The organism is Streptomyces sp. NPDC059010 (genome assembly GCF_042740355.1).
Taxonomy (GTDB): domain Bacteria; phylum Actinomycetota; class Actinomycetes; order Streptomycetales; family Streptomycetaceae; genus Streptomyces.
This window is the reverse complement of the sequence record NZ_JBHYJA010000013.1, coordinates 24,775-51,227: the sequence shown is the minus strand read 5'-3', so window position 1 is coordinate 51,227 and position 26,453 is coordinate 24,775. Positions and strand designations below refer to the sequence as shown.

Sequence of the window (26,453 nt, the reverse complement as noted above, 5' to 3'; positions counted from 1 at the left end):
ACGGCATGGCGGCATGACGACCCGCGCGGGGGTCACAGGTATGACAGGAAAGACACGTACGACAGGTACAGCAGGTGTGAGCTGTCTCGGTGCGTGCGTACGTGCGTGTGTGCCCCTACGCGACGGTCGCCGGGAGGGCGTGACCAGGTGCCCTGGGCCGTGGTCGGCCCGAGGCGTCGGGGTCGCGTTGGGGCAGGAAGGCCGTACGGCGGGCCCGGTCGCGGATGGCCGTACGGACCCGGGTGGGCGGCACCGCGGGCGCTGCCCGCGAGGCCAGCAGGGAGCAGGCGGCGAACGCGGAACCCGCGGCGGCGGTCGCGGCGAGCGCGACGGTCGCGGAGAGGCTGCCGGTGTCGAGCAGCAGGATCTCAAGGAAGAGCAGCACCATCACGGCGGCGGGACGCACACTCGCCCGGTTCCGCATCATCGGCACCCCCCTCCCGTCTCGCCCTGGTGTTCTCGTCCCGATGTTACCGGGGCCGCATGGAGACCAGTTTCCCCCACACCACCAGCCGGTACTTCGACGTGTACTCCGGCGTGCAGGTGGTGAGGGTGAGGTAGTACCCGGGTTCGGTGTAGCCGTGGCCCGGCCTGACCGTGGAGCGCGGGATCGGGCGGACGACGCTTCCGTCATGGGCGGCGGTCTGCGGCAGGGTCCGGTCGACGGCGTACGTGTACGTCGCGCTCCGCGTCTCGACCCTGACCGTGTCCCCGCGAGCGAGCCGGTTGACGTACCGGAAGGGCTCGCCGTGGGTGTTGCGGTGCCCGGCGAGGGCGAAGTTGCCCGCCTGGCCCGGCTGCTGGGTGCCGGGGTAGTGGCCGACGTAGCCCTTGTTGAGGACGCCGCTCTTGCTGACGCCCTCGGCGACGGGGACGCGGAGGTGGAGGCGAGGGATGGTGAGGATGGCGTAGGCCCGGGACCAGTCGGGGGTCGGCGACGACTCGGCGGCGGAGCGACGCCCGGTGCCGGCGGACGACCCGGCCGAGCCGGATGAGCCGGGCGCGCTGTCGGGCGAGGGCACGGGCGTGGCCGACGTCGCCGGTACGGCCGTACCGGAATCGCCGTCGCCGCCGCCTCCGCCTCCTCCGCCGCCCCAGGCCCGCTCCAGCGCCCGGACCTCCCGGTCGGCCCCTGCCCTGGCCTCCCGGTTGGTCCACCACACCTGATGCACGACCAGCAGCAGAAGCACCACCCCGACGGTGACGAGCACCTCCCCGCCACCCCACAGCGCACGCCGCCGCAGCGCACGCCGCCGAAGCCCGCTGTGCCGCACGACGCGAACCCGCACCATCCGTGAGCCTCCTTCACCGGGGCCGCCCGCACGATAAGGGCCGAAGCCCGAGGTCTCCAGACCCATGCACGCCCGCCGCACCCATGCGAGCCCGCCGCGCATCGGAGCCCTGCGCGTCCGGCCCTTCGAACACTTCCTCCACAGGTTTGAGAAAGGGCTGTCGGAACCCTCGACAACCTCACGCGCCACACCCGATGCTTCCTGTCGGCATGTACGGGACAGGCCACGACGCCGGTACGACGACGACCGGCCGTTGAGCGAAGCGGAGAAGTCATGATCCGACGCAGAACTCTGCTGGCGGCGACCGGCGGCGCACTTGTCGGCAGCGCCCTGGCGACGGGCACCGCACACGCGGACGCGACGATCGCCGTCAACCCCGGCACGTCGTACGGCACCTGGGAGGGCTGGGGCACGTCCCTGGCCTGGTGGGCCAACGTCTTCGGCAACCGGAACGACTTCGCCGACGCCTTCTTCACCACCAACTCGGTGACCTACAACGGCACGACCCTGCCCGGCCTCGGCCTCAACATCGCCCGCTACAACCTCGGCGCGTGCAGCTGGAACACGGTGAACGGCGAGTCGATGGCCGAGTCGGCCAACATCCCCGGCTTCAAGCAGATCGAGGGCTTCTGGCAGGACTGGAACAACGAGGACCCCACCTCCTCCGCCTGGAAGTGGACGGCGGACGCCAACCAGCGCGCGATGCTGGTGAAGGCGACGCAGCGGGGCGCGACGACGGAGCTGTTCGCCAACTCCCCCATGTGGTGGATGTGTTCCAACCACAACCCGTCCGGCGCGGCGGGCGGCGGCAACAACCTCCAGACCTGGAACTACCGCCAGCACGCGTCGCATCTGGCGGCGACGGCGTTGTACGCGAAGTCGAACTGGGGCGTGAACTTCGCGACGGTCGACCCCTTCAACGAGCCGGCCTCCAGCTGGTGGACCGCCACCGGCACGCAGGAGGGCTGCCACATGGACCCGGCGGTCCAGGCGGCCGTACTCCCGTACATGCGCAGCGAGCTGGACAAGCGCGGCCTGACGGGCGTACGCATCTCGGCCTCCGACGAGACGAACTACGACACGGCCCGTTCGACCTGGTCCTCCTTCAACTCCGCCACCAAGGCCCTGGTCAACCAGGTCAACGTGCACGGCTACCAGGGCTCGGGCGGCCGCCGCGACCTGCTCTACACGGACGTGGTGACGACGTCCGGCAAGAAGCTGTGGAACTCGGAGACGGGCGACAGCGACGGCAGCGGCCTCACCCTGGCCTCCAACCTCTGCTACGACTTCCGCTGGCTGCACCCGACGGCCTGGTGCTACTGGCAGGTCATGGACCCGTCGACGGGCTGGGCGATGATCGCGTACGACGCGAACACCCTCCAGCCGACCACCGTCCAGACCAAGTACTACGTGATGGCGCAGTTCAGCCGCCACATCCGCCCGGGCATGCGCATCCTCGACACGGGCGTGAGCTACGCGGCGGCGGCCTACGACGCGTCCGCGCGCCGCCTGGTGATCGTCGCCGTGAACACCTCCACCTCCGCCCAGACCCTCACCTTCGACCTGTCCCGCTTCACCACGGTCTCCGGCGGCTCCGGCGGCCTGGTCCCGCGCTGGAACACGGTGACGACGGGCGGGGACCAGTACCGGTCGTACTCCAACACCTTCCTGAGCGGGAAGTCGGTGGCGGTGCCGTTCGCGGCGAAGGCCGTGCAGACGTTGCAGATCGACGGGGTCGTGATCTGAGAGTCGGGGATCCGAGGGTGAAGATCTGAGTGTCGGAAATCTGAGTGTCGGAAATCTGAGGACGGAGCAGGGAGCCGGCGCCGAACCCTGCATGCCGCCGTACGGCAGGACACTCAGGGCTCAGGCGCCGCTCCCCCACCAGATCTAGGCGTTCACGCCAAGGCCGGGCGAGCACAGGGTGGTCGAGGAGTTGGAGATGCACAGGTTGATGGAGAGCCTGGTGCCTTCCCTGACGTCCTTGGTCTTCTGGACGCGGTCGCCCATTCCGCTGGGGCTGATCTTGATGCCTATGGACGCCTCGCCACGCGGGTCGAGGCCGTCGGACATGAAGTCGGAGACGTAGAGGGTGTCGCCCTTGGGGTACATGGTGCCGCCGGGGTCGGCCTGCCAGTGGGCTTCGGCGATGACGTCTCCGTAGCGGTTCTTGGCCCAGATGGTGCCGTCGCCGAGCTGCTCGGCGCGGGAACCGAAGGTGACGTCGGGAATCCCGGCCGCGGCCTTCGGGGCAAGCGGACGGTTGGAGTCGGCGACGGCGGGTGAGGTGAAGACGGCGGCGGTGATGATTGCGGCGCCTGCCACAGCGGCAGTACGCGCGAGGATGGATGCCATAGCTGGTTGTCCCCGTATCAAGTCGTGAAGTCGTGGGCGGTGGCCGCCGGCTGGACCGGGGCGGCCTCCGAGCCATCGGTGAACGTCCTTCCAGGATGCCGGGATGCGGCCGGTGCGTCGTGAGCGCAGCGTGCACAACCGAGTTGGCAATGCGTTCACTCGTCCCCCCGGAAGGCCTGGTGCCGGTGATCCTGGGGGGTCGTGCCATAGGCGGCGCGGTAAGCGCGGCTGAAGTCGGTCGCGCGCGGGAATCCCCAGCGTGCGGCAATGGCGTGGATGGGGGTGGCGTGGAGCGCCGGCTCGGTGAGGTCTCGGCGGGCCGCCTCCAGGCGCAGGCGGCGGATCCAGGCGGCGACTGTGGCGTCTTCCCCGCGGAAGAGCCGGTGCAGATAGCTGGTGGAGATATGGTGCGCGGCGGCGATCCCGGCCGGGGTCAGGCGCGGGTCGTGCAGGTGCTCCCGGATGAACGCCTGGATACGCAGGGTCAGGGCCCGTTGGCGGGTCTCCGGGGGGAGGCTGTCGCCGGTCTCCAGCAGGTGGGCGAAGAGCGCGGCGACCAGATCGACCAGGACGGTGCGCAGCCGGGGCCGGTCGGCGGGCTGGTACGCGGCCGTATCCGCGGTCAGCTGGGTGAGGAACCCCGCCAGCAGGGCACCCATCCCCTCACGGCCCGACACCGGCGCCCCGACGATCCGGCCGGCCATGTCGCGCGACAGCGGCAGCAGAGCCTTGGGAACCTCGACCGCCACCGTCGTGACCGGGTCCCCGCTGCTGTGGATCTCGTTCGGCAGCGAGGTGGAGGTGATGAACAAGTCGTGCGGCTTGTACCGGGTTTCCCGGTGCCGCCACATGCCCGTCCCGGTCCCGTGGAGGATGAACGACAAGTTGTACGCCTCGGGGTCGGACTGCCGGATCAGCTTCGACGTCCGCCGGAAGACCTGCGACTGGAAGGCTCCGGACCACACGGTGACGGCACCGAGGTCCAGCACACGCTGGGAGGCCCGGAAGTCGTCGGCGTGGTCGCTGCGCAGTTCCATGGGGGCATGGGCACGGCCCAACAGCTCGACCCAGTAGTCGAACCGGTCCGGCACAGCCACTTCGTCACTCCGGAACACCATCTCGTCCAACACACTCGTTCCCCGTTTCTGAACCCGCGGTCAAAGGGCTCTCACCAGGCGGTACACGGTGTACTGGACGCCCCGGTTCCATGCCGCGACGGCACTACGGCGCGGGCGCCCGGCATGCGACGGACGCACCGGACGCCGGCGAGTCGGGCCGCCCCGACGGCAGGCGTGACTCAAGCGTGAACCACCTCGTGTAGCAGGCACGGGTATAGCAGGCGCGGGCCCGAGGGCATGAGGCTTGAGCGACACAGGCGCGCCGCGGGGCCGCCCCGAGCACCAGGACGGTGAGGACCGCCGGTGCAACCGGCAACCGAAGCCTGGAGGCCACGTCCGCCAGGACCGCCCCAGCCCGCCGGCGGAACGAGTCGAACCAGCCCACCAACCCACCCCCCGACCGCACTGGCCAGCAGATACCTCTCCCTTTGTCACCGCCCGGCAGTACGGTGTCCCTCATGCGCCCCGACACGCCTGCCGAGAACGTCGACCACCCCGCCGAAGCGGCACGCCTGGAGCGAACCGCCGGCCTCTACCCCGAGGACGCCGAGGCCCTGCTCCTCCAGGCCGCGGCCCACCTGGAACTGTCCGGCGACCGCCCCGCCGCGACCGCGCTCTACGACCGCCTGCTGTCGTCCTCCGTCACCTTGGAGACTCCGTACCTGGTACGAGCCCTCAAGGCGTCCAACCTCTGGGAGTACGGCCACGAGGCGGAGGCGAGGGCGATCATCGAGGGCGTCCGAGCGGCCTCCCCCCGGGACCCGGCACCGTGGGTGATCGTCGCGGAGGCCCTGGAGTCCCACGACGAGCTTGAGCAGGCACAGGAGACGTTCACGGAGGGCGCACGGCTCCTCCTGACAGACGTATCGGAACCCCCGTACGCCACCCACCCCCTCCTCTTCGGCCGCCACCGGGTCCGCCGCATGCTGGGCCTGCCCCACGACGAATGGGACGCCCTGGCCGACACCCTCCACTCGATGCCGGTCTCCCTGGACGAACTCCACGACCCCAAGCGGGTGTGGTCCCTGGGCTCGGACAACCCGGCGGAGCTGGAGGCGGAGATCTCACGGCTACGCGCGGAACTGGGCGCGTATCGGGAGGCACTGTCCCGCCCGTTCCCGGTGGCGGTGCTGCACTGGACGGCGGGCGAGCTGGCGGAACTGGTGACGGCGTACCCGTCGCTGTCGGCCGAGTACCTCACGCATGAGGAGCACCTGGCGACGATAGAGGCGTCCCTGCGAGAGCTGTCGTCTTCGGGCACCCCGAACCTGGGGATCGTGACGGGAACGGTCCCGTCGTACGAGGCCTTCGCTGCGTCGGAGGGGGCATCGCCGGACGACGCGACACTGCTGCCGCAGTACGCGACGACGCTGGCGGCGCGGGGGCGGGCGGTTGCTTGGCCGCCGCAGCGGGGGGCGGGGTGTTGGTGTGGGTCGGGGGAAACGTACGGCGGCTGTCATGGGGCGGAGCTGCAAGGCTGAGGTAGCTGCCCCACTCCCCGACGTCGCTCCTCGCTCATAGCACGCACGCCGACTCACTCTCGGTAGACCGGCGGCGAGTTGGCGTACGTGTGCCCCGTGGGCGCGGTCCAAGTGGTGGTCCCGGTGTGCGCATCCCTGGTGACTCTCCACCCTGGATGGTGGGTCTTGAGCCGATGATGTCGACGGCACAGCGGCTGCAAGTTGTCCGGCACGGTCTGCCCACCACGCTCCGGATGCCGATGATCGAACGGCCGCACATGGTCAAGATCGCAACGGTGCGCAGGCATCCGGCAGCTGGGGAACGCGCAGTGCTGATCCCGGGCGATCACATGCCGTTCGGTCTCGGCGGTGGGCCGATAGGTGGTGGGGTCGGTCTTGATGAGCAGCCCGGTCTCGGGCGCGGTGAGCAACCTCCGCCAGACAGTGCCCGGAGCAAAGGCAAGCGCCCGGGCCTGCGAGGCGGCGATGGGCCCGTACCCCTTGAGCTCGGCGGGCCCGTCCTCATCCCCCACGAGGATGTCGAAGGGCAACGTCACCTGCACCACAACACCAGACCGCCCCGTCTCACCTCCCCTCCCCGCATCTGAACCACCCATCGCACCGGGCCGATTGACGACCAGGTCGAAGAGCGCATCGACCCGCTTCTACTCCAGGCTGCGCCCGTCTTCGACGTAACCCTGGGCCCGGTTCTCGACGGCCTGCTCCATAAGAGCAGCCTGCTGGGCAGGCAGCACCGCCCCGAAGAGCGCCATTCCGTCATCCTGCGGATAGTGCCTGATACCCCGCTCACGCACCCGCCGCTGATGACGCTCTTCTGCCCCCTCCGGATCGGCGCGGTGGATCTCCCTGCGCAGCGCGGCCCGGGTCTGTCCGGCGGCCTGGCTGGGTATCTTGGCCGCCATGACCCGCTCGACCTGATCAGCGACGCTGTCGTCGACGACTGCCAGTTGCTCGGCAAGGGTCTGCGCCTGAATGTAGGAGATCTGCCCGTCGGCAAGCAGGCGGGTGGTGGTCTCATGCCGGTCAGCCAGCAGTGCAGCAGCCTCCAGCCGCCGCGCAGCGGTCAGGTTGGCCAACCGCAGCGCACACGCCACGTCCTCCACGGCCGTGTCCCAGTCAGCGGCGAACACGTCATGCAGCTTCCCGCCCGCCGCCAGGATCATCTCCTCGGGGATCTCACTGTGCGCGGCGATCGCAGCGAGCCCCTGAACCTGCATGGCCTGCAGCCAGGCGAGATGCTGCTCCAGCACGACAAGCGCATCAATCCGCCCCCGAGCCGACAACTTCGCCGGATCAAGCCCGTCCAGCAGCCCCGCGGTCTGAGCCGACGGCCCCTGCTCCCGCAGCCCCGCCACCGATTCATCCAACGGCCCGGACAGCACGACACCACCCGCTCCCAGCCCCACTACGGCACACCAAACTCGCCACAAGCCCCAGCGAATCGACACTGCAATTGTCGCTTACTCAGAGTGATAATGCCAGGTCAATGCAATGACCGAAAGGGTGAACCATTCCCAATCCCAGACGCGGACAGACCCAGCCCACCCGCCGAGCCATGGGCCGCCACACCCAACGGAATGCCGCCAGTCCACCAGGCCCCCTCCACCCGTCACCCGCGCCCACCCACCGACGGACTGCCGCCAGGCCGACCGAACGCCACCCAGTGCGATCGCGCCACCCCACCCACCAGCCGCACGCCGCTTGACCAGCCCGGCGTGCCCCCGAGACACGGACGCGCCCCCAACCCCGCCCCACCGCTCAGCCGACCCAACCCGCCAACCAACCTGGGCCACCCGCCCCTCCGGGCCGCCCGCTCGCTTCTCTCCCGTGCTGGAGCGGGCCGGGTCAAGGGTGGCCCAGAGGGCCATCGGCGCAGCCGACGCGGAACGCAGCGCAGCGGAGTGAAGCGGAGTGAAGCGCCCTTGACGCGGCCCGCGGAAGCACGACACTGACCAAGAAGCGGGCGGCCCCAACGGCACCAAAGATCTCTGTCCAGGTGTGGTCGGCTCTCAGCGGCGCCAACAACATCAGTAGTGACTTGTGGCCTCAGGACCATGCAGTCGCCCCTGCGGGATCCCGCACCCATACACCGCACACCCGACTACCCTCTCTGGTGTGTCCGAAGATCCTGTGTGGGTAGCACCAGAAGGTTCCTGGGCTTCATCCGCAGCCCGGCGCCGCAATATGCAGGCGATCCGAAGCCGTGACACGAAGCCTGAGAAACTGCTCAGACGTCTAGTCCATGCTCGTGGGCTGAGGTACCGCGTTGGTGCACGTCCCCTGCCAGACCTTCGCCGGACCGCGGACATGGTGTTCGGCCCGACCAAAGTCGCGGTCTTCGTCGACGGGTGCTACTGGCACGGTTGCCCGGATCACTACGTCCCGCCGAAGACAAACTCTGGTTACTGGTCCGAGAAAGTCCTGCGCAACATGGAGCGGGACCGGGACACTGATCAGCGGCTCACGGATGCGGGTTGGCTGGTGCTCCGCTTCTGGGAACACGAGTCGGCGGAAGGCTGCGCACTCGCCGTCTACAACGCAGTGGCTGACAGAAGGACGAGCCAACGCAAGGCGTCGCGTTGACGCAGCCAGCTCCTGTCAGCGGCTACGGGCTCTCCAGCCAAGCGCCTCCCATCCAATTGCTTCGCAAATGATGTAAGAGTCCAGGCCACAGCCCCTTTCTTCCTCCCCTACGCTGTCTCCAGCAAGCGCGGTGTCAAAAGCGGCTTCTGTGGGGGAAGTCGGCCAGCCGGGCTCGCATCGAGGCAGAGTGAGGGCTGACTGTCCAGTCGTCACCGCGCGGAACACCGGGGGGCAAGGTGGCGGTTGAGCGCACAAACCGCGACGTCCGGACACTCATCACGCAGATCGCGGCCGGAGAGATCATGCTCCCCGAGATCCAGCGTGGCTACGTTTGGAAGGCATCGCAGGTCGCCAGGCTCATCGAGTCGCTGTATCGCGGGTACCCGGCTGGCTCGCTTCTCTTCTGGAAGACCGACCAGCTCGCCGAGACCCGGGAGGCCGCGATTGGGGCGCCCCAAGCCCTGCCGAGCGTCATGCCCCTCTACCTGCTGGACGGGCAGCAGCGGCTCACCTCACTCTTCCGGGTCCTGACCGATCATCCAGAAGCCCAGGTCGTCTTCAACATCGAATCAGAGGCCTTCCAGAACCAGAGTGCCGCTACCCGGCGGAACAGAAAGTGGATTAAGGTCTACGACGTCGTTGGTCCCGATGCCGACATGTTCGCGATTCATGGCGAGCTGAAGGGGGCTGGGCTCGCTATCCCCGAGCCGGAGATCGGGCGTCGGCTCAGCGCATTGCAGAAGATCACCCAGCGTGACTTCCACATGGAAGTGCTGCACGAGTTCGGGTATGAGGAAGTCGCCGACATCTTCGTCCGCGTGAATAGCGGTGGACGAGCACTCAAGACCACGGACCTCGCGCTCGCGACACTCTCCGCACGCACCCCCGGTTTCCTAGGACAGCTGGAAGCGGAATCAGCTCGCTGGGCCGAGCGCGGGTACGGAGCTCTCGACGTCAACTTCCTCATCAAGGCTCTGACCTTGAGTCTGTCAACAACGGGCACGCGACTTGCATCAGTGGCGAAGCTAACCGCTGCCAGCAGGGAAACGGTCGAGGCCGGATGGGTGAAGGTCCAACGAGGGCTTGCCCATGTCGTGCCACTCCTTGAGGAGAACCTCCTCATCCCGACGACAGCCCTGATCCCGTCACTGGCTGCGCTCCATCCGCTGATCCTCTACTGCGGGCAACAGCCTCACGGGGCAAAGGTCGCCAAGGAAGTCGAAAATGGCCTTCTGTACTGGTTCCTAGCTGCTACCGCCCGCAACCGGTACGGAGGTTCCACAGACACCACGCTGACCCAGGACATCAGAATGCTCGATGCGGAAGATCCTGTAGCAGCGCTGCTCGCGAACCTGGGAATCCGCGATCGTGGCCTCTCTATAACCGCCAGCGACCTGGCCGGCCGCAACCACCAAAGCCCGTACTTGATGTTCTGCTACCTAGCGGCAGCCCATGCAGGCGCTACTGACTGGTGGGATGGCGGCCCCATCTCGGAGAGTGTCGATAAGTCCGGCAAGCCGCAATACAGCCTTGTGCACCCCGCCACGAAGCTGCGAAACCACAGCAGCAAATATTCATCCGCCGAGATAAACGAACTTGCAAACGTCGTCTTCGTGTCTGAGCAGACAGCGAAGAACATCATCGGCAGCCGTTCTCCCGCTGCCTACATGCAGGGCGTGGGGCCCAGCGACCGCACCGCTCATGTAATTCCGAACGACCCTGCCGTTCTGGAAGCCGAGGGATACCGGGACTTTCTGGCCGCCCGAAGGGCCCTGCTGGCAGAACGGATTACTGCGCTGCTCGACCGGTTCCGTCCAGGTTTCCTGGTCGAGGACGACATGGCAGCCCAGGCCTCCGTATCGCAGTCGCTCGTACTCGCCGGCTATACCGGAGCTGGCCGAAGCGTGCTGGCAGCGGAGGCGAAAGTCGACGGGCAGAGCTGGATCGGATGGATTGACCCCACGGATTTCGAAGCAGCGCTTGACGCTGCCGCCACTGGCCTGGCGAGCGATGTCCCCGTCGGCGGTGAGACTGCCCCATTGCGTATCGACGATGAGGGCAGCGTGACCTTCGGACTCGGACCGTTCGTCATCCGCGGGTCGCTCGATCAGTGGCGCACTGCGGTCAAGGACGCGTTCGAGGATGCGCAGTCCCTAGCTGAGTGCCCCGAACCCGATGACGACCAATGGCCTGCCAAACCGGACGAGTTTCTCCTCTCAGACGCAGGAGTGCATGAGGCCTGAACTTCCATCACCGACAGCACTGTCAGCAGCACACCAGCTAGCGTACGGGCGCTCCCCTGAGCAGAGCGGGCGCGGTTGCGACGAGTATCGGCGCGATGCTCGGGATGCCCGGAACGGGTACTTCTGGCGGCACATCGAGTCGGCACGACTCCCACCGCCCCCGGGCAGTGCGGTCCGAGGGGACGTGATCAGCAATCCATTCCTTTGGCAATGCGGCCACCGCCGCGAGTTTCATTTCCGGAGTCAGGCGGACTGTCACCAGCTCCCAAGCCGGGTCACGCAACATGGTCTCGTACTCGTTGCGAGAGATGTAGACGGTGAGCCGACCTACGCGGACCGTAGTCTTCACTTCCAAGTGAGCGGAGTGCCGATATGCATCAATAAAGATGTCGTAGCCGTAACCGTCGGACCAGGCCGCGACGTGTTCCACCCGGCCTTCAGCTGACTCAGAGAGCAGTTCAACAAGCGCGAGTTCTCCGGCTGAGCCGATTTGCGAACGCTTTTCGGTGTCAACTTTGCCCCACACGGCAGTTATCTGCGCGTATGCCTCTTCTTGCGTAAGGCCTAGTGTCTCCGCAGCACGGAGAGCATCCTCGGGTAGTTCGTCCGGTCTGCGAACGAGAAGGTCGGCATCCTGGAACCAGGGCACGCCGCTATGAGCTATTGCGGCATCAAAGACCCTAAATTGCACAGGTACGCCCCCGTGAGGCACCTCCAGGAGCCCCGTCTCCCGGATCCATGTGTAGGCCGCGTCGTACTGAGTTGGAGTGATATCACTGAATTCGCTGTGCGTAGTGAACAGGGCACGGACACGCGCAACGCCGCTGGCTGGGATCCTCTCCAGCCAGCGGATGGCCGCACGCAGGACTGGTTCAGGCGGCACGGGCACGGAGATGACCCATCAGCGCCTGAAGGTCTCGGTGGTCCAGGCCACCACCGACAGCGGGCTCTTCCTCAAGGTCGGCCAGCTGCTGCACAGCAGGGTCATCAAGGATGCTCCCCATGAACTTCAGCTTGTCACTGAGCCGTTGATCAACAATTTCATCGATCGTGCCTTCTGAAGCCAGCACCGTGATTCGCGTCTCCGTTTCGGGAGCGAGACCGAGCCGGTGAATACGGTCGAGGCTCTGGAGGAAGCGGCCAGCCGCGAAATCGCGGTCCACGTAGACGGCGTCATGGCAGTGGTGGTGCAAGCTGATGCCTTCGCCGAGAGTGCCTGGGTTGGACAACAGGACCATGCAGCCAGGGTCTTGCCGGAACCGCTTGAGAGCCTCCTCACGTTCGGTGTCGCCGATACCGCCGTAGACCAAGGCAGGCGAATACTCGCTCAGCATGTTCTCCAGCGTGTTGAGACTCCGCACAAAAGTTGACCAGACGAGCGTCTTACGTCCTTGAGCTGCGTTTCTGCTGACGATGGCGAGCACCTCACGGTACTTCGGTGACATCTCGTAACTCGGAAGATCCCGCATCAAATCGAAGAGCGGTGTGCCCTCAGGCACGGAGAGCGGAGGTACTCGGTACGACAGTGGTTCATACCGTGTGGTCCCGACAGCAAGCAGCGCGGGGCTGGTTGCCGCCATCAGCATGTAAACGATGATTTTGCCGAGTGCAAGGAAATCGCCTTCAGCGCCAGCAGCACGAGCGGAGAACCGGCCGACGAGCGCCTCGTAAACCTCCTGGTGGAGGGGCGGCATAGGAACTGTCCGCAAGTTCGTGGACACAGGCGGCAATCCGAGCTCACCTTTGGTGGTGCGGGTGAACAAAGGGCGCAGGACCTGGCTTGCCTTGGCGAGGTCCCCGCCGGCCACGGCCTGGATGACTTTCTGGCGCCCATGGCCTGGCCACACGAAGCCGAACAGGTTCTCCAGATCCTTGACACCGTTTGGAGCCGGCGTACCAGTAAGAATCAGACGGTGCCTACTGCGCGGCCCGAGTGCGAGGCAAGCTGCGCCATCCGTTCCGTCTGCTCCTCGCTTCATCCGGTGGGCTTCATCGAGCAGCAACATGGACGGTCGCGCAGCTAGCCATTGGCCGAGTTCATTTACGACGCCGTCCTGGCGCAACCTCTCATAATTGACGATGAGGGCATCGGCGGCCGGATCAGCGTCTTTGGAGAACACATCCATGCGCAGGGGATCACTCAGGCATTGCTGGTTCTCGTACACCCAGGACTCGTAGCAAGACTTCGGACCGACGATGAGAAGTCGCTCAATGCCCTTGGCACGTCTTAGTGCATGAAAAATGGCTAGACCGACGCGGGTTTTGCCGGCGCCGGGGACAGAGAAATTGGCGCCATGGCGCAAGGACAGCAGCTTGGCGATGTCCCGACGCTGGAAAGTGGTGAGATCCGCTACCCACTCGGGACCGAGCCGACTATCGACTTCGTCAGGGTCGACTTCCCCGTCTGGACCTGCCGTCGGATCCAGACGTTTGGCGACGGTCTGCGCGTCGACAGCGGAATCCGTCGCCAGTGCCGCCAGTTGAGGGTCCCAGGTGACACGGTTGGGCTCGGGCCAGGTAGCGAGTGCCACCAGGTTCGTCAGGAGGTCGTCAATCTCGACCTCCATGGTTCCTGGCGAGCGCTGAACACTGCTCTGGAACCGAAGAGCAAGACGGCGGAGCTCACCCTCGTAGCCAGTACCAGCCCGGAGCCGCGCGCGGGTCACACCGTCGCCGAACCCAATCTCCAGGCTTGGCGCAGGGGACTGCCCTGCCATCAGTTCTCCCGCGTCGAGTCGAGCAGCCAGGCGACTCCGTTGCCCGGGGAGCTGAAGGTGCGCCCAGCTTGCTTCGCGAGCCGGGCAAGGCTGGCTTTGAGCGTGAGGAGCGCATCGTCAAACGCGTCCTCGTCCAGCGCACGCTTGGCCTTGGCTTCGGCGAACTCGGCGGCACACTGATTCACGTAATCAGCAGCGTCTGTCAGACGCTCTGGAACGGCTACCTGACGCTTCTGGAGTTCTGCGTTCGCCCCAGCCAGCTTGACGGCAGCGTCGAATGTCTTGCGTGCCGTTTTGATGAGCGCATCAGCCTGTGTCACGGCCACCGCGTCCAGAGTGTCGCCAGCTTGCGCCGCTGCTTTGGCCTGGAGCAAGGCATCCGTGAGCGCACGGGTGGTCTTCACTGCTGCAGTGGCATCTGGAATCGCAACACCTGCCAGGCCAGGGATCGACACTGCGGCAGACTCCTGGGCTGCGGGCCTCAGTTCAGCGGGCAGCCGCTCTTCCAGATAGCGGCTGTGGAAGTCAGCTTCTGCCAGGCGCACAGTCGTCTTGGCGTAGTTCAGGACCACCATCGCCAAGCGCGATTCCTTCAGCTGCTCGGCAGCATCACGGTCTGTCTTAGCGAGCTTGGTGTAGTCGCGGTGCAGCTCGCGGAGCTTCTCCTGGTGGTCCTCGAAGTCGACGAGCCGGAGGACAGCGCCGTTCGTCGTCCGGCTGCGGTCGATCGCATCGTTGATCAACTGGTAGACCCAGCGGTCCTGCTGGAGTGTGGTTTTCTTGATGTTGAAGTCACGTGCCACGTCCTCTTCGCGGCGGCCGTCCGCAAGCTCGTCCTCGATCGCAATAAGACGGTTGATGTACGAGTACTCGCGACGCTTGTCACGGCGCAGCTGCAGTGCGAGCTCAACGCTGTTGATATCGCGGCGTGACGTATCCGCAGGGAGCACACCAACCCGGATATCCCTGATGCCCAGGTCCTTCAGCGCTGCGCAGCGGGTATTCCCGTCGACGAGGATGCCATCCGGACTAATGATTCCGGGCTCCCGCTGCCCCACGTCATCGAGCTCGTCCTGAAGCGCCGTGTAGTCAGGGTCAGTCTGGTTCGGGTTCGAGGGGCGGCAACGCAGCAGGTCGTGCAGATACGTTTGCCCGGCCTCACTCCACGGCTCTTCCTCCAGGACCCTATTGCGCTCCGGGTTCAGGGTGCGCTGCGCCCGGATGCGGTGCGTGTCTGGGTTGAAGTAGAGCATGTCGACGGGCATCGAGATGACGTGCAGGTGCTTCTGCTCACCGCGCCATTCCACGCTGACCTTCGCGCCATCCTCGGCCATGGCCTGTTTCAGCCGCTCGTCCACCAGTGAGCGAATCTTCTCGCCCTCGGGCGGGACGCCGAACTTCACAGCCATAGCCAGAGCCTCCAGGAACCAGACGCAGTGTGTCCCAGCATCATGGCAGCACCGGCTGACAGCCGGTGTGCCCATGCCTCACAATCGACTTCTCGATCACTTGGAGAACGGAGCCCGAGGTGGCACTGCCTGCTTGGAACGACCCTGAGTTCAAGGCCGGCACCATGGTCCGCGCAGCTCTCTGGCTCGTCCAAGTGGTCGGCGAGGGCAACACCTTCACCAAGGAGCAGGTTCGCGAGGCGTTTCCGGGGATCTCGCAAGCTGACCGGCGCATACGAGATCTCCGCGACTACAGCTGGGTCCTCTTCACCAACTCCGACGATGCGAGGCTGGCCGCTGAGGACCAGCGCTTCGTCAAGGCAGGTGTCCCTGTCTGGGATCATGCGGCCCGCCGTGCCGCAGCACCGCAGAAGGCCATCTCCAACAAGGAGAAGCAGGCGGTCCTGGCCCGCGACGACTACATGTGCAGTATTTGCGGTATCTCTGGCGGCGAGGCCTACCTGGACGACTCGAACCAGACTGCTGTGCTCTCCGTCACCCGTCGCGAGACCGTACTTCCCGATGGCCGGGAGCAGACCCTGCTCGTCACGGAATGCAAGCGATGCCGCGCGGGAAGTAGCGGCCAGCCTGCCCGCGCCGATGAAATCGTGGCCGATATCCTCGACCTCGACCCAGGCGAACGGAGGCGACTACTCCGGTGGATCGAGCGCGGACGGCGTGGTTCCACTCCACTGGATAGGGCTTGGAACTCCTACCGGCGGCTCCCGGCCGATGCCCGCGATGAAGTACGGGCCGCCCTGGAAGAGTGATCGTTTCTCGGCTGCAGGGGGAACCGTTGGGACAGGTGGGTGTCCTGTGACTCAGCGGGCCACCGTAGACTTCACACTTCTATCTGGCACACCTACCCAACCAGGTGCCGTCAGCGAAGACCGGCGGCTAGGGTGCTGCTGCTGGATCTGTGTTCAAGCGGGTTCCCCCTGTGATAGTGAGCCGAGCGCATGATACTCGGCACCGCGCTGGCCTGGCCGGCGCGCCTGAAAGGAGATCGAATGACGGCGCCAGAGCGCGACAGGCAGCTCGAGGTCGTCGAGATCTGTGCGGGCGCCGGAGGCCAGACCCTAGGGTTGGAGCGGGCAGGATTTCGCCACCGAGTCGCAGTGGAGCTCGATGAGAACGCCGCGACTACGCTGCGCCGCAATCTGCAAGAAGTCCTCGGCTACAGCAAAGAGGAGGCGGCAGACACGGTAGCGGTTGGCGACGTCGCAGACCCCAGCACCTGGAAGCCTTCAGAGTACAAAGACAAGGAAATCGATCTACTCGCTGGCGGTGTGCCATGCCCACCGTTCAGTATCGCAGGCAAGCAGTTGGGCGCTAACGACGAGCGCGATCTCTTTGCCTGGGCAGTGGAACTCTGCGGCGAAATCCAGCCGAAGGCTCTCCTTCTTGAGAACGTACGAGGGCTCAGCGCCAATCGGTTCACGGCCTATCGGCAGCATGTACTGGATCGGCTGCACGAGTATGGCTACATCGGTGACTGGAAACTTCTCCACGCCAACGAATTCGGCGTCTCCCAATTGCGGCCACGATTCGTGCTGGTTGCTCTCAAACGGGAGTTTGCGGAGTACTTTGAGTGGCCGACGCCACACGAGGAAAGGCCACCCACTGTGGGGGAGCTCCTCGAAGACCTCATGGCAAGCAACGGCTGGGAGCAAGACCAAGTCTCCGAGTGGGTCAAGAAGGCCAATGACATCGCGCCAACGATCGTCGGCGGCTCCAAGAAACACGGCGGTGCGGACCTGGGTCCCACCCGGGCCAAGCGGGCGTGGGCAGAGCTCGGTGTGGACGCCATGGGTGTTGCCAACGCAGCCCCAGAGAGAGGGTGGCGGGCTCCGGAAGGAGTCCCGGGCCCCAAGCTCACCACTGACATGGTTGCCCGAATCCAGGGTTGGCACGACATCGAACCGCCTGCGGACAACAGCTCGGCCGCAAACGGCGAGTTCCGCTGGAGATTCCATGGGCGTAAGACTTCTGTGTATCGGCAGATCGGTAACGCATTCCCTCCGCCCGTTGCCAAAGCACTTGGAGTGGCTGTCCGGAAGGCCATCCACCAGGAGGGCGAACGCAAGACCCTCGTAGAGAACACCGACCGGGTCTTGGATCCCGTGTACAAGCTGCTCCGTGGTCTTGACCGCCCTCTGACTGTCGACCAGATCATCGAGAAGCTCGCCAAGCTGGGCACTGCCCTTGAGCAGCCGGACGTCGAACGGCGCTTGAACCATCTCGCTCACGACTTTGCGGTGACGATGACTCCCCGTTCCAACGGTGCCATCGCTTACGCTCTCGGTGAGTTCAAGGCGTTCACCGGCCAGGACGACCATCAGCGGCACGATCTGTTCACCCTGCACCGGGCCAAGATCAGCTAATAATGGTGTCTGCGGGACAGCGCTAGGCAAGGGCACCGTCCCGCAGTTGGAGGGGCTAGTCGGTGAGCCTGGCTATCAAGCTGTTCTTTTGTGCCTGAGCAAGGGTCGATTTGTTGATGACTTTCGCTACGAGTTCCGGCACCTTCGTGTAGTCGATCTCCAAGTCGACCAAGGTGTAGAACTGGCTCCCATCCACCTCAGACGTCGTGAGGTTGAAGCCCAGCTCGCGAAGTTCTCTCGCACGTCGCTCTGAATGGGTCTTGTCCCCGGTCACGACGCGGAGCCTGTCGCTGTCGACTGGCGCGCCGAGAGCACGAAGAAGGATCATGAACAGGAGTTCATGCACGTTGCTGCCGTAGGGGACCTTGAGGAACCGCTCAGGAACCCTGTCGGCGTAACGGTTCCTCATTTCTGCCTCAATGCGGGCCCGTAGTTCAGCGAACTCCAGGCACTCAGAGGGCAGTTGCGACAGCAGCAAAGCCTGCATGGACTGAGCAAGGTGCCGCTTCGCGAACAGATAGGCGTCGATGAGGTCGTCCGGCGAGGAGCCGTCATCCTCGAAGGCAGACCTCAGCTCCCGCACCGCAAAGGCCGACGTCGGCTTGAGACTCTTCCACGCCTCATACTGCTCCTCGTTCGCTGCAGGCACAGCAGCATCCCTTCTTCGTCGTGGGAGCGGAGACGACGACGATCGGTGCGAGGCAGTGAGCCCATGCGCCGATCTTCAGTCCGCCCGTAATCAGTCATCGGGGATCCGCCCCCGCAAGTTCGGTCAATGCGTTGGGCGTTGGTTTTCTGCGGCCTGCTCGGAGGCCAGCGCGCTCAGGATTCCACGATCAGCCGTCGGCGAGGAGCCCAGCAGATCGAGGAACCACGGCGAGATCCACGACGACTCGCGATGGATCCATTCCCCGGATGGCAGCACCGTGCCGGGCTTCCAATCAGGTGCTGGTGCGTCGCCGCCCCGTGTGGCCGCAACGATGTCGACCTCAGGCTCCCCGTCGGTGGCTTGCCGCCGCTGCAGCTGTGCCGTGACACCGATTAGCCACCACTGCGCAAGGCGATCCTCTGGTTCCAGAGACTCCATCTTGGTGCGTAGAACCGAGGAGGCGAGTCCAGCGGACCGATAGGCAGTGACCGGCAATCCGCCGGGCGGGGCAATCTTCGCAGCCGCGCTTGCCGTGACCACTGTGCCGTCATCCAGCCCCGGTGGGGTGAACGTCTCGGACACGCGCCGGATCTCTGCGTAAGTGTCCTCTGCAAGCTCCGCATTCAGATACTCGCCAACACCCGCATAGAAGTCCGGCGGAGTCTCAAGGCGTAGCTCGGCGCCGGCTCGGCGCTGAATCTCGTCCAACAGAGCCGGCCAGGGGCGCTGCTTGCCGTTGCTGGTGTCGTACCAGTCCTCTTTCACATCGTTGGACACGAAGAGCACGCGGCGACTCCCCTCCGGCAGGAGTGCAGCCTGCTCGATCACTTCCTCCCATATCAGGAAGTCGCCAGCCGCTTTCAGCGGTGTGCCCTTGCCAAAGTCCTTAAATCCCGGCGGAATCTGGTTGGGGAACCTGAAAACTACGGCTTCATCCAGTCGCTGTTGGAGCAACTGGTCATCGGGCTGGTGACCGACGCGGTCCCCATAGAGGTCCGCGACCTGAGGCAGGATCGGATCGGCCGTATCGACCTTCACGGGTGTAAGATCGTGCCCGGTTTTGAGCATGTCCAAGTGAGCCTTAAACGCGTCGCGGTACACGGTGAGGTGCTCGTTGACAGCCGCCTCGCTAACCAACTGTTCCAGGGCCTCGATCTCGCCCGGCGCTCTCGCATACTTCTCAAGCTGAGCCCGCACGGTGTCCTTCGCTGCGATAATCGCCTGGCATGCGGTTGTCAGTTTGGCGTTGACGGACTTCGCGGCGTCACCGAGGACCCGTTTACGCGATTCCAGTACGCCACGGCGTCCGCGGACGAACTCAAGACCCACTTGGTATGGCATCCACAGGCGCTCCGAGACCTGACTCAGGGCCGTGAGGACTTCCTCTCGGGACTCTGCCGTGTACTCGTACAGACTGAGCAGCACGTTGGTGTCCAGAACAATCAAAGCATCCTGGAAGAAGACGAGGCGTGCGGTGTCCTGTGGCGACGGCACGGGCTGAAGCCAAGCGTGGAACCGCTGAATCAGTGCCGGATCTTCCATACCGGCTCCCCCCTGGACTCGTGCGATCTCATCCTGAGATCATCCCTGGCACAGTAGCAAGGTGGGGAGCAGGCTAGATTGCCTGGAGAGGAATGCTCCACGAGAGGAGCATTCCGTCCGGATTGTCGCCTGTGGCCTACGACGACTAGGCCGCGTCCGCTTCGGCTTCGAAGTGCATTTGAGCGCGGTCGAGAATGTCGTCAGGATCATGCCCCCGGGCGGCGGTCCAGTGAAGCAAGTCCGCGATCAACTCGACCGCCGACTCATCAAGACCCGCCTCCCGCCCCCTGCCTCGCAGAGCAATGCCGCCGTTTGCCCCCTGGTACTGCTCCAGCGCCTCGGCGGCGCGCTCAAGACGTCGGCAGACACGGCTCTCCCCCGTCGCGATCTCACACCAGACGGCCTTACCTGCCGCAGTCAGCGTCGTGCCCCAATCCAGCGCAACGGCCGCAAGCAGATACAGGCCGCGGCCGCGCTCCCCATCGCCGCCCGCCATGGTGAGCGATGGCACCACCCGGCTCTTGTCGTGGACTTCAAGGCGGAGCCGCTCCCCTCTCCATTCCAGGATCAAGGTCGCCGAGACGCCCTCTCCGACGTGCTTGACGACGTTCGTGGCCAACTCCGTGACGAGCAGCTCTGCTTCGTCGGCGGCCACGGGCATGCCCCACCGGCTCAGCTGCTTGGCGGTAGCTCTCCGCAGCAGGCCCACTTCGGTCGGCGCCGCCTCGAAAGGCAGGACACAGCGGAGTCGGGAACCGGTGACTTCGTAGCCACGCATGGCCACTCCTCCCTCCCAAGCCACGCACATGCTGCGCCTGCCGTATCCGTACGGCTGCATTGCGTAGCGATCTGTGAGCGAGCATGACATAGAGAACTCTCACTGTGTAACTTCTCATGAGAATCTATCGGGTGAATCTGATGGTGGGTCTGCTTCGGCGCTGCCTAGCCTGATGGGCATCTCCGGGCCTGCTGCCCGGCTCATGGCGAAGGAGCCACATGTCCGAACGGACCACGACCCGCCGCCGTCAACTTGGCGCGATGATGCGCAAGTTGCGAGCCCGCAAGGGGCTGACCCTTGAGGAGGCCGGGGGCCTTGTCGGCGTTTCCAAGGCGACGGTTAGCAGGTACGAGACGCAAGCCGGGCCGGTCAAGTGGATCGTTGTGGATGCGCTGTGCCGTGAGTACGGCGCAACTGATGCCGAACGCGGGGCAGTTGTCGGGCTGGCGAAGGACGCCAAACAGCAGGGCTGGTGGAGTTCATTCGCCGACTCCATTCCGGAGAGTATGAACCTGCTGCTCACGCTTGAGGACGAAGCGGTACGAGAGAGTCACTTCTCCTGCGTCTACGTTCCCGGTCTCCTGCAGACACGCGCCTACAGCACAGCACTCCAGAGAGCCAACGAAGTACCGCTGGAGGCAGCCGAGATCGAGCGGCTCGTCGACATCCGCATGAAGCGCCAGGAGATTCTTACCCGACCGAAACCACTTCACCTGTGGGCGATCCTCGATGAGTCCGTGATCCGCCGTGTCGTCGGGTCACCTCAGACGATGAAGGAACAGCTAGACCGGCTGCTCGAAGCGAACGAGTCTCCTCACATCACGCTTCAGATGCTGCCTTTCTCCAAGGGCGCCCATGCCGCAGCGCTCGGCAGCTTCGTCATCATCGGTGGCACTGAGCCCGCTCTCGACGTGGTGTACGTCGACTTCCACACCGGCTCCCTCTTCCTGGAGAAGGACGAGGAACTGGACCGATACAGACTTGCGTTCGAGTACCTCCGGGCACAAGCGTTGGACATGGAGGCCTCCTCCGCCGTGATCCATCGCGCCCGCAAGGAGTTGTAGATGCCCGCCGATCCCCACACCATCTCCGGCCTGACTTGGTTCAAGTCCTCGTACAGCGGTGGCAACGCGACGGAGTGTGTGGAGGCCGCGGTCATCCCCGTCGGCGTGCTGATACGAGACTCTAAGCGCTCAAAAAGTCCCCTTATTGCTATATCAGCGGAAGCATGGAGCAGCTTCGTGGCGAGCGCGCGGTGCATACCTGATAAATGAGGCAGTTAGCTTGAGCCTGTTGGGACCTTGGAATGTCCCGAGGAGCCAGTTCAGGCCTCACGCGGCTCTGGCGCAGACTCCGACTGCGCAGCCCAGAGCCCGGTGACTTCGGCCGGGTCCAGACGTGTCTGCTCACCCACGCGAAAGGGGTGGGCGGGCATACGGGTCAGTCATGCTCAGCGGCTGCGGGCTGACGCTCCGTACGCATCACCGCCGCTGCCTGGGCGGGTGCCGACCAGGCCCGGACGAGGTACCACTCGGTGACCTCCCCCGGCCCTCGGCGGCGGTGAGGGTGACCCGGGTGTGGATCACCAGGTTCTCTGCCGGGGGCGAGGTCGACTGCGGTATCTCGGCCGCGGGCATGGACGTGCAGTCGGTAGTCGCCGGGACCTCGCTGCTACTGCAGACGCTGCACATCGAAGACTACGAATACCTGGCCGTCAGCCGGGAGAATGCGATCTACCCCGCCACGGTCATGTTCCTGCCGTATCGGACAGTAAAGGACCTGCCCCGAACGGGCTATGGCAGTGCCCTTCGCACTGCGTTTACCAGCGATGCCGCACGCACATCGTCGCCGCCGATGATGTTGTTCATGACGTAACCGAAAGCGACGCCATGTTCCGGGTCGGCGAAGCCGAGTGAGCCCCCCCGGCCGGTGTGGCCGAAGGCATTCTGGCCAGTCATGGGGTTGGTCTCGGTGGGCAGCATGTATCCGGTGCTGAAACGGCTGGGGATCAGCAATACCTGGTCTTTCCCGCCAGCCTGCTCCTTGGTCGCAGACTCTAGATTTCCCGGCGTAAGTAGGCGCAGGCCGTCCACCTCGCCGATCAGCGCGGCATACATGCGTGCCAGAGCGCGTGCGGTACCGACGCCGTTGGAGGCTGGGAGTTCCGCGGCCTGCACCTCGGGCGAATCGAAGTCGATCTCGGCTGGGTCGGTGACTGCGTACGCCCTGTTGCTGAACGACTTGGGGTCCCGCCAGGCGGCGACGAGTTCGCGGAGTTCCTCAGGAATCGACTCGGCGGGTACGGCGGTGAGGTCGACGGCCGGTCGCTGGTACACCATGCGGCTGACCCGGTCTCGTTGATCCGCTGGCAGTCCGATGAAGAAGTCCAGTCCGAGGGGGGCGGCGATCTCGTCGGTGAGGAAGCGGCCCGGCGTCTGGCCGGATACCCGGCGGATCACTTCGCCGACAAGCCAGCCCCAGGTCCGGCCGTGGTATCCGTGCGCCGTGCCCGGAGTCCACTGGGGGCGCTGAGCGGCCAGTGCGGCTGCCATGGGGTGCCAGGCCAACGCCTCGTCCAGCGGGACGGGCTGGTCCAGTGTGATCAAGCCGGCCTGGTGGGTCAGCAGCCAGCGCACCAGGATGTCCGCCTTGCCGTTCGCGGCGAACTCCGGCCAGTACTTCGCCACTGGCGCGTCCAGGTCCAGCGCACCGCGCTCGGCCAGCATGTGTGCTGCGGTCGCGGTGGCTCCCTTGGTCGCCGAGTAGACGAGTTGCAGGGTGTCCCGTGTCCACGGCCGTCCGGTTTCGGGATCGGCGACGCCGCCCCACAGGTCCACCACCGGTCGGCCGTACTGGTACACGCACACCGCCGCACCGATGTCCCCGTGCTGGGAGAAGTTCGCCGCGAACGCCTCACGCACCGGTTCGAACCCAGCCGCGACCTCACCGTGGATCGTCGTCATGCCGTCCATCCTGGCATTCGGACTAGGTGCTCCGAGGGGGTGGGTTCGGCCTCGAAGTCCGAGAGGTGACGGTCACGCCGCGACGGGCACGGCCTGAAGGCGCTCGCGGAACTCACGGACAGCGGGGACGGACTTGCGCGGTTCGAGGTGTGCAGAGAACTCCTTCAAGCGGTCCAGCGCCCGTACGGAACTGACACTGCTCTCCAGGAGTTCGGTGCCGTAGTTCGCGGCGTCGAGCGCCCCGTCCAGGTCGCCGCCGGCGAGCCGGGCCTCGGCCAGGCGGCTGGAGCGTACGGCCTTGTCCCGAGGGGCCGCGCTCTTTACGGAGGTCTCCAGGGAGCCCGTCGCGCGCTCCACCTGCCCGGACCGCAGCAGGACCTTTCCCTCGGTCGACTTCAGCTGAGCCTCGCCGAACCAGTCGAGCCAGTCCGGGTCTTCCTCCGTCGTGTGGCGCTCCCAGTGGGACACGGCGCGGTTGAGCGCTGCTCCGGCCTTCGCGTGGTCACCGTCGCGAGACAGCGCCTCGGCCTTGTGCAGGTAGAGGAAGGACTGGGTGTACGGCGACAGCGTTCGAGGGGCGTTGTCGATGGCGGTGGAGATGAGGGCGACGCGTTCGGCGGTCCGTCCGGCCTCAGAGACGTGGACTCCCATCTCCGCGAGGATGAAGGCGCCGAACGCGTCGTCTCCGGCCGTACGGGCGCTGCGCAGGGCCCCGACGTAGTAGCGCTGGCCGACGGAGCGCAGCCCGGCGTCGTAGGCCATCCAGCCGGTCAGGTGGGACACCCGGGCTGCCAGGGCATAGAGGCGGATTCGGATGCTCTCCGTGTATCTGCCGGTGCTCAGGAGGCCGGTGACGAGGGCGAGATCGCCACGTGCCTGTTCCAGGAGTGTGGCGCCGCCGAGCTGGTCGTCGAGGGTGCGCAGCGTGCTGATGCGCTGCTCGATCGTCGAGACCATCGTGTCCGTGACCTGATCCCCGCCCAGGGCCGAGGCGAAGGCGGACGGCGCGTCCACCCAGCTCGCCGCGAGGCCCGTCAGGGCAACGCCGGTGATGGTGAGAAAGCCCCGGCGATCCATGCGGCCACTCCCCACGAGTTCGGACAACGCCTCAACGGTACCGGCCTCGGTCCACGGGGCGGTGAGTCCCGTGACCTCCCAGACCGGCAGCCACCGGGGCCATCCTTCCCTCCGCGCCTGCTCGTACGGGACGCACAGTAGGTCGGCGAGTACGCGCTGGGCGTCCGCGTCCGGCTCTTGCCCCTGCTCCCACTTCCAGACGGTGGTCCGGTTGGTGGCGAGTGGGATTCCGAGCGATCTCCCGTGTGCCTGCATGAGCCGGGCGAACTCCGCCTTCCCCCATCCGCGCGTCTGGCGGAGGAAGCTCAGCGGGTGGGCCGCCAACGGTTCACCAGGCATGTCATCACTCCCGTCATTCTCCTCGCGGCGTATTGGGGAGGCTACTTCGCGTGGCCGCGTACGGGGTGGGCGTCCCCATGAGGAACCCCCTAGAAACGTTCCGCCTTGCTGGATAGGGCCGTTGACTGAGTATCAGCCGTCCACGGAGCCCCGCGATCGCGACAGCTCACGTAACGGTTCTCAGTCGGCGGCTCCGCTCCTGTTTCCCCGTCGGGGGCGGAGCCGCTCTCCAACTCCTCGGAGGCGTCCGCCATGCCCACGCTCGCCCATCGGTTCGTCCTCGCGGGTGAGGAAAGGGAAGTCTCCCTTGCCCGGCGCACGGTCGTCGACAAGGTGCGTGCGTGGGGTGTGCCGTTGAACGACGACACAGCTGACGCGATCCGCCTTGTCGCATCCGAACTCATCGCCAACGCCGTGATCCATGGGGAAGGGCCCGTCACCGTCTCGCTGTACCACCGCCCCGGCCGCTTGGTGATCGACGTGCTCGATGACAATCCCGCTGCTCCGCAGACGAGTTGTGCCCAGGCCGACGACGAGAGCGGGCGCGGCCTGGTATTGGTCGACCTTCTCGCTTCTCGGTGTGCCTGGGAGCCTGTTGGCCAGGGGAAGCGCGTATGGGCGGAGATCGCGCTTCCTAAGGCTGCCCCCGTCATCCGCGCAGCCGTTCTGCGCAGGCTATTCGCGGCACGGCCGAAGCGTGGCGTGGTAGCCGAGCCTGGTCCGCTCACTCTGGCGGTCGCGTGATGGGACGGCACGCTTTACGAGCGAATCCACTTCCTGATCCCGACGTGGTCTTCCGGCCCACCCGCCGCGACATCGACCCCGTCACCAGGCAGCCCACTGATTACGCGCTATGGGATCGCCACGAATGGCAGGCCCGCGGCGAGTGCTGGCTGTGGTGCGGACGTGACGACGTCGAGGTGACGTGGATCGGGCCCGTCCGGTCGAGCGGCATGCACGCGGCCCTCTACGCCTGCCGTGCCTGTCTGTATGACCTGGACCAGCGTGTTCTGGAGATCAACATGCGCGAGGACGTCGGCGGTCTTCCGAATCACCGCTGATCCGCCCTGTCCCTGGCGCCGGACTGCCGCTCATCGCACGTCCAATGACCGCCGCCCCACGGCAACTCACGTCTCCCACGGCCGTGGAGCGGCCATCAACCTCCCGCCAGAGCCCTGGCGGGAGAACCGAAAAGGAAGGAGCACGAGGTGACAGAGCCCACGACACCGCCTCCCGCCCGGAGCAGCCTCCTGGTGGCGGTGAAGGAGCTGACCGCCGTCCACGACCGTTACGACAGCCTCCGGTCGGACAACCAGGGCAGCTCCGGCGACGCGCCGTGGCCCGGTGGCGACGGCAACCTGCACGACAGCGAGTAGGCACCAAGCGGTGTGGGGGGGCCGCGGGGGGGCCCCCCCCCCCCCCCCGCCCCCCCCACAAGGCGCCCACCCCACAGGGTGGCCCCATGTGAAACCCAGGTTTAAAAC

Annotated in this window: 25 protein-coding genes; 11 read left to right on the top strand and 14 right to left on the bottom strand. The window is 65.8% G+C overall.

Annotation, left to right across the window (positions count from 1 at the left end; all coding sequences use genetic code 11):
- Positions 1–115: 115 nt before the first annotated feature.
- Both ACFWYS_RS15780 and ACFWYS_RS15775 read right to left on the bottom strand, forming a co-directional pair.
- Positions 116–427: a DUF6412 domain-containing protein gene (locus ACFWYS_RS15780; protein WP_384768082.1), complete on the bottom strand. Its 312-nt coding sequence runs from the start codon at positions 425–427 to the stop codon at positions 116–118.
- Between the two features lie 43 nt (positions 428–470).
- Positions 471–1,292, bottom strand: a complete 822-nt coding sequence (locus ACFWYS_RS15775; RefSeq protein WP_384768079.1) for a class E sortase — start codon at positions 1,290–1,292, stop codon at positions 471–473.
- 273 nt (positions 1,293–1,565) lie between these two features.
- Between ACFWYS_RS15775 and ACFWYS_RS15770 the strand changes: the two genes are divergently transcribed.
- Positions 1,566–3,038, top strand: coding sequence for a beta-1,6-galactanase (locus tag ACFWYS_RS15770; RefSeq protein ID WP_384768076.1), 1,473 nt, complete (start codon positions 1,566–1,568; stop codon positions 3,036–3,038).
- 144 nt (positions 3,039–3,182) lie between these two features.
- On the opposite strand, the gene ACFWYS_RS15765 is transcribed toward ACFWYS_RS15770, so the two are convergent.
- Positions 3,183–3,617: a hypothetical protein gene (locus ACFWYS_RS15765; protein WP_384768073.1), complete on the bottom strand. Its 435-nt coding sequence runs from the start codon at positions 3,615–3,617 to the stop codon at positions 3,183–3,185.
- A 185-nt stretch (positions 3,618–3,802) separates the two neighbouring features.
- On the bottom strand, positions 3,803–4,744 hold the full coding sequence (locus ACFWYS_RS15760; RefSeq protein WP_384768070.1) for a helix-turn-helix domain-containing protein: 942 nt from the start codon (positions 4,742–4,744) through the stop codon (positions 3,803–3,805).
- A 479-nt stretch (positions 4,745–5,223) separates the two neighbouring features.
- On the opposite strand from ACFWYS_RS15760, the gene ACFWYS_RS15755 reads away from it, so the two are divergent.
- Positions 5,224–6,246, top strand: coding sequence for a hypothetical protein (locus tag ACFWYS_RS15755; RefSeq protein ID WP_384768067.1), 1,023 nt, complete (start codon positions 5,224–5,226; stop codon positions 6,244–6,246).
- Between the two features lie 53 nt (positions 6,247–6,299).
- On the opposite strand, the gene ACFWYS_RS15750 is transcribed toward ACFWYS_RS15755, so the two are convergent.
- A complete protein-coding gene (locus tag ACFWYS_RS15750; protein WP_384768065.1) occupies positions 6,300–6,782 on the bottom strand; it encodes an HNH endonuclease signature motif containing protein in 483 nt (160 codons plus the stop codon).
- Between the two features lie 108 nt (positions 6,783–6,890).
- On the bottom strand, positions 6,891–7,628 hold the full coding sequence (locus tag ACFWYS_RS15745) for a DUF222 domain-containing protein (protein ID WP_384768063.1): 738 nt from the start codon (positions 7,626–7,628) through the stop codon (positions 6,891–6,893).
- A gap of 733 nt (positions 7,629–8,361) precedes the next feature.
- Here ACFWYS_RS15745 and ACFWYS_RS15740 point away from each other — a divergent pair.
- Both ACFWYS_RS15740 and ACFWYS_RS15735 read left to right on the top strand, forming a co-directional pair.
- Positions 8,362–8,829, top strand: coding sequence for a very short patch repair endonuclease (locus tag ACFWYS_RS15740; RefSeq protein WP_384768060.1), 468 nt, complete (start codon positions 8,362–8,364; stop codon positions 8,827–8,829).
- A gap of 236 nt (positions 8,830–9,065) precedes the next feature.
- On the top strand, positions 9,066–11,072 hold the full coding sequence (locus tag ACFWYS_RS15735; RefSeq protein ID WP_384768058.1) for a DUF262 domain-containing protein: 2,007 nt from the start codon (positions 9,066–9,068) through the stop codon (positions 11,070–11,072).
- Positions 11,073–11,109: 37 nt separating this feature from the next.
- On the opposite strand, the gene ACFWYS_RS15730 is transcribed toward ACFWYS_RS15735, so the two are convergent.
- The 3 genes from ACFWYS_RS15730 to ACFWYS_RS15720 all read right to left on the bottom strand — a co-directional run bounded on the left by ACFWYS_RS15730 (position 11,110) and on the right by ACFWYS_RS15720 (position 15,198).
- Positions 11,110–11,721, bottom strand: coding sequence for a protein NO VEIN domain-containing protein (locus ACFWYS_RS15730; protein ID WP_384768055.1), 612 nt, complete (start codon positions 11,719–11,721; stop codon positions 11,110–11,112).
- 223 nt (positions 11,722–11,944) lie between these two features.
- Positions 11,945–13,789, bottom strand: coding sequence for a DEAD/DEAH box helicase (locus ACFWYS_RS15725; protein WP_384768053.1), 1,845 nt, complete (start codon positions 13,787–13,789; stop codon positions 11,945–11,947).
- Positions 13,789–15,198 (bottom strand): transcriptional regulator, encoded by a 1,410-nt coding sequence (locus ACFWYS_RS15720; protein WP_384768050.1) that lies wholly within the window; start codon positions 15,196–15,198, stop codon positions 13,789–13,791. Before ACFWYS_RS15720 ends, ACFWYS_RS15725 begins: the two co-directional genes overlap by 1 nt.
- Positions 15,199–15,317: 119 nt before the next feature.
- Between ACFWYS_RS15720 and ACFWYS_RS15715 the strand changes: the two genes are divergently transcribed.
- Together ACFWYS_RS15715 and ACFWYS_RS15710 are read left to right on the top strand one after the other, a co-directional pair.
- On the top strand, positions 15,318–16,007 hold the full coding sequence (locus ACFWYS_RS15715; RefSeq protein WP_384768048.1) for a hypothetical protein: 690 nt from the start codon (positions 15,318–15,320) through the stop codon (positions 16,005–16,007).
- 189 nt (positions 16,008–16,196) lie between these two features.
- Positions 16,197–17,621, top strand: a complete 1,425-nt coding sequence (locus ACFWYS_RS15710) for a DNA cytosine methyltransferase (protein WP_384768046.1) — start codon at positions 16,197–16,199, stop codon at positions 17,619–17,621.
- Positions 17,622–17,676: 55 nt separating this feature from the next.
- On the opposite strand, the gene ACFWYS_RS15705 is transcribed toward ACFWYS_RS15710, so the two are convergent.
- From ACFWYS_RS15705 to ACFWYS_RS15695, 3 genes are all read right to left on the bottom strand, one after another.
- Entirely contained in the window at positions 17,677–18,270 is a 594-nt protein-coding gene (locus ACFWYS_RS15705) for a hypothetical protein (protein ID WP_384768043.1), read from the bottom strand.
- Between the two features lie 123 nt (positions 18,271–18,393).
- Positions 18,394–19,812, bottom strand: coding sequence for a PIN-like domain-containing protein (locus ACFWYS_RS15700; RefSeq protein WP_384768040.1), 1,419 nt, complete (start codon positions 19,810–19,812; stop codon positions 18,394–18,396).
- Positions 19,813–19,957: 145 nt separating this feature from the next.
- Positions 19,958–20,590 (bottom strand): ATP-binding protein, encoded by a 633-nt coding sequence (locus tag ACFWYS_RS15695; RefSeq protein WP_384768038.1) that lies wholly within the window; start codon positions 20,588–20,590, stop codon positions 19,958–19,960.
- A gap of 218 nt (positions 20,591–20,808) precedes the next feature.
- On the opposite strand from ACFWYS_RS15695, the gene ACFWYS_RS15690 reads away from it, so the two are divergent.
- Together ACFWYS_RS15690 and ACFWYS_RS15685 are read left to right on the top strand one after the other, a co-directional pair.
- On the top strand, positions 20,809–21,654 hold the full coding sequence (locus ACFWYS_RS15690) for a helix-turn-helix domain-containing protein (protein WP_384768035.1): 846 nt from the start codon (positions 20,809–20,811) through the stop codon (positions 21,652–21,654).
- Positions 21,655–21,864, top strand: coding sequence for a DUF397 domain-containing protein (locus ACFWYS_RS15685; protein ID WP_384768032.1), 210 nt, complete (start codon positions 21,655–21,657; stop codon positions 21,862–21,864).
- A gap of 519 nt (positions 21,865–22,383) precedes the next feature.
- Here the strand turns inward: ACFWYS_RS15685 and ACFWYS_RS15680 are convergent.
- Both ACFWYS_RS15680 and ACFWYS_RS15675 read right to left on the bottom strand, forming a co-directional pair.
- Positions 22,384–23,553: a serine hydrolase domain-containing protein gene (locus tag ACFWYS_RS15680; protein WP_384768029.1), complete on the bottom strand. Its 1,170-nt coding sequence runs from the start codon at positions 23,551–23,553 to the stop codon at positions 22,384–22,386.
- A 72-nt stretch (positions 23,554–23,625) separates the two neighbouring features.
- Positions 23,626–24,969, bottom strand: a complete 1,344-nt coding sequence (locus ACFWYS_RS15675; RefSeq protein ID WP_384768026.1) for a transcriptional regulator — start codon at positions 24,967–24,969, stop codon at positions 23,626–23,628.
- Between the two features lie 252 nt (positions 24,970–25,221).
- Between ACFWYS_RS15675 and ACFWYS_RS15670 the strand changes: the two genes are divergently transcribed.
- From ACFWYS_RS15670 to ACFWYS_RS15660, 3 genes are all read left to right on the top strand, one after another.
- Positions 25,222–25,713 (top strand): ATP-binding protein, encoded by a 492-nt coding sequence (locus ACFWYS_RS15670; RefSeq protein WP_384768022.1) that lies wholly within the window; start codon positions 25,222–25,224, stop codon positions 25,711–25,713.
- Between the two features lie 44 nt (positions 25,714–25,757).
- Complete coding sequence (locus tag ACFWYS_RS15665; protein ID WP_384768019.1) at positions 25,758–26,030, top strand: hypothetical protein; 273 nt, start codon at positions 25,758–25,760, stop codon at positions 26,028–26,030.
- A gap of 147 nt (positions 26,031–26,177) precedes the next feature.
- Positions 26,178–26,345 carry a hypothetical protein gene (locus ACFWYS_RS15660; RefSeq protein WP_217458995.1) on the top strand — a complete coding sequence of 56 codons (168 nt, stop codon included), beginning with the start codon at positions 26,178–26,180 and terminating at the stop codon, positions 26,343–26,345.
- Positions 26,346–26,453: the final 108 nt, after the last annotated feature.

Bases quoted from the DNA above. Each gene is read 5' to 3' on its own strand.
- ACFWYS_RS15780 (WP_384768082.1), bottom strand. From the start codon at position 427: ATGATGCGGAACCGGGCGAGTGTGCGTCCCGCCGCCGTGATGGTGCTG.
- ACFWYS_RS15775 (WP_384768079.1), bottom strand. From the start codon at position 1,292: ATGGTGCGGGTTCGCGTCGTGCGGCACAGCGGGCTTCGGCGGCGTGCG.
- ACFWYS_RS15770 (WP_384768076.1), top strand. From the start codon at position 1,566: ATGATCCGACGCAGAACTCTGCTGGCGGCGACCGGCGGCGCACTTGTC.
- ACFWYS_RS15755 (WP_384768067.1), top strand. From the start codon at position 5,224: ATGCGCCCCGACACGCCTGCCGAGAACGTCGACCACCCCGCCGAAGCG.
- ACFWYS_RS15725 (WP_384768053.1), bottom strand. From the start codon at position 13,789: ATGGCAGGGCAGTCCCCTGCGCCAAGCCTGGAGATTGGGTTCGGCGAC.
- ACFWYS_RS15720 (WP_384768050.1), bottom strand. From the start codon at position 15,198: ATGGCTGTGAAGTTCGGCGTCCCGCCCGAGGGCGAGAAGATTCGCTCA.
- ACFWYS_RS15710 (WP_384768046.1), top strand. From the start codon at position 16,197: ATGATACTCGGCACCGCGCTGGCCTGGCCGGCGCGCCTGAAAGGAGAT.
- ACFWYS_RS15700 (WP_384768040.1), bottom strand. From the start codon at position 19,812: ATGGAAGATCCGGCACTGATTCAGCGGTTCCACGCTTGGCTTCAGCCC.
- ACFWYS_RS15695 (WP_384768038.1), bottom strand. From the start codon at position 20,590: ATGCGTGGCTACGAAGTCACCGGTTCCCGACTCCGCTGTGTCCTGCCT.
- ACFWYS_RS15690 (WP_384768035.1), top strand. From the start codon at position 20,809: ATGTCCGAACGGACCACGACCCGCCGCCGTCAACTTGGCGCGATGATG.
- ACFWYS_RS15685 (WP_384768032.1), top strand. From the start codon at position 21,655: ATGCCCGCCGATCCCCACACCATCTCCGGCCTGACTTGGTTCAAGTCC.
- ACFWYS_RS15680 (WP_384768029.1), bottom strand. From the start codon at position 23,553: ATGACGACGATCCACGGTGAGGTCGCGGCTGGGTTCGAACCGGTGCGT.
- ACFWYS_RS15675 (WP_384768026.1), bottom strand. From the start codon at position 24,969: ATGCCTGGTGAACCGTTGGCGGCCCACCCGCTGAGCTTCCTCCGCCAG.
- ACFWYS_RS15670 (WP_384768022.1), top strand. From the start codon at position 25,222: ATGCCCACGCTCGCCCATCGGTTCGTCCTCGCGGGTGAGGAAAGGGAA.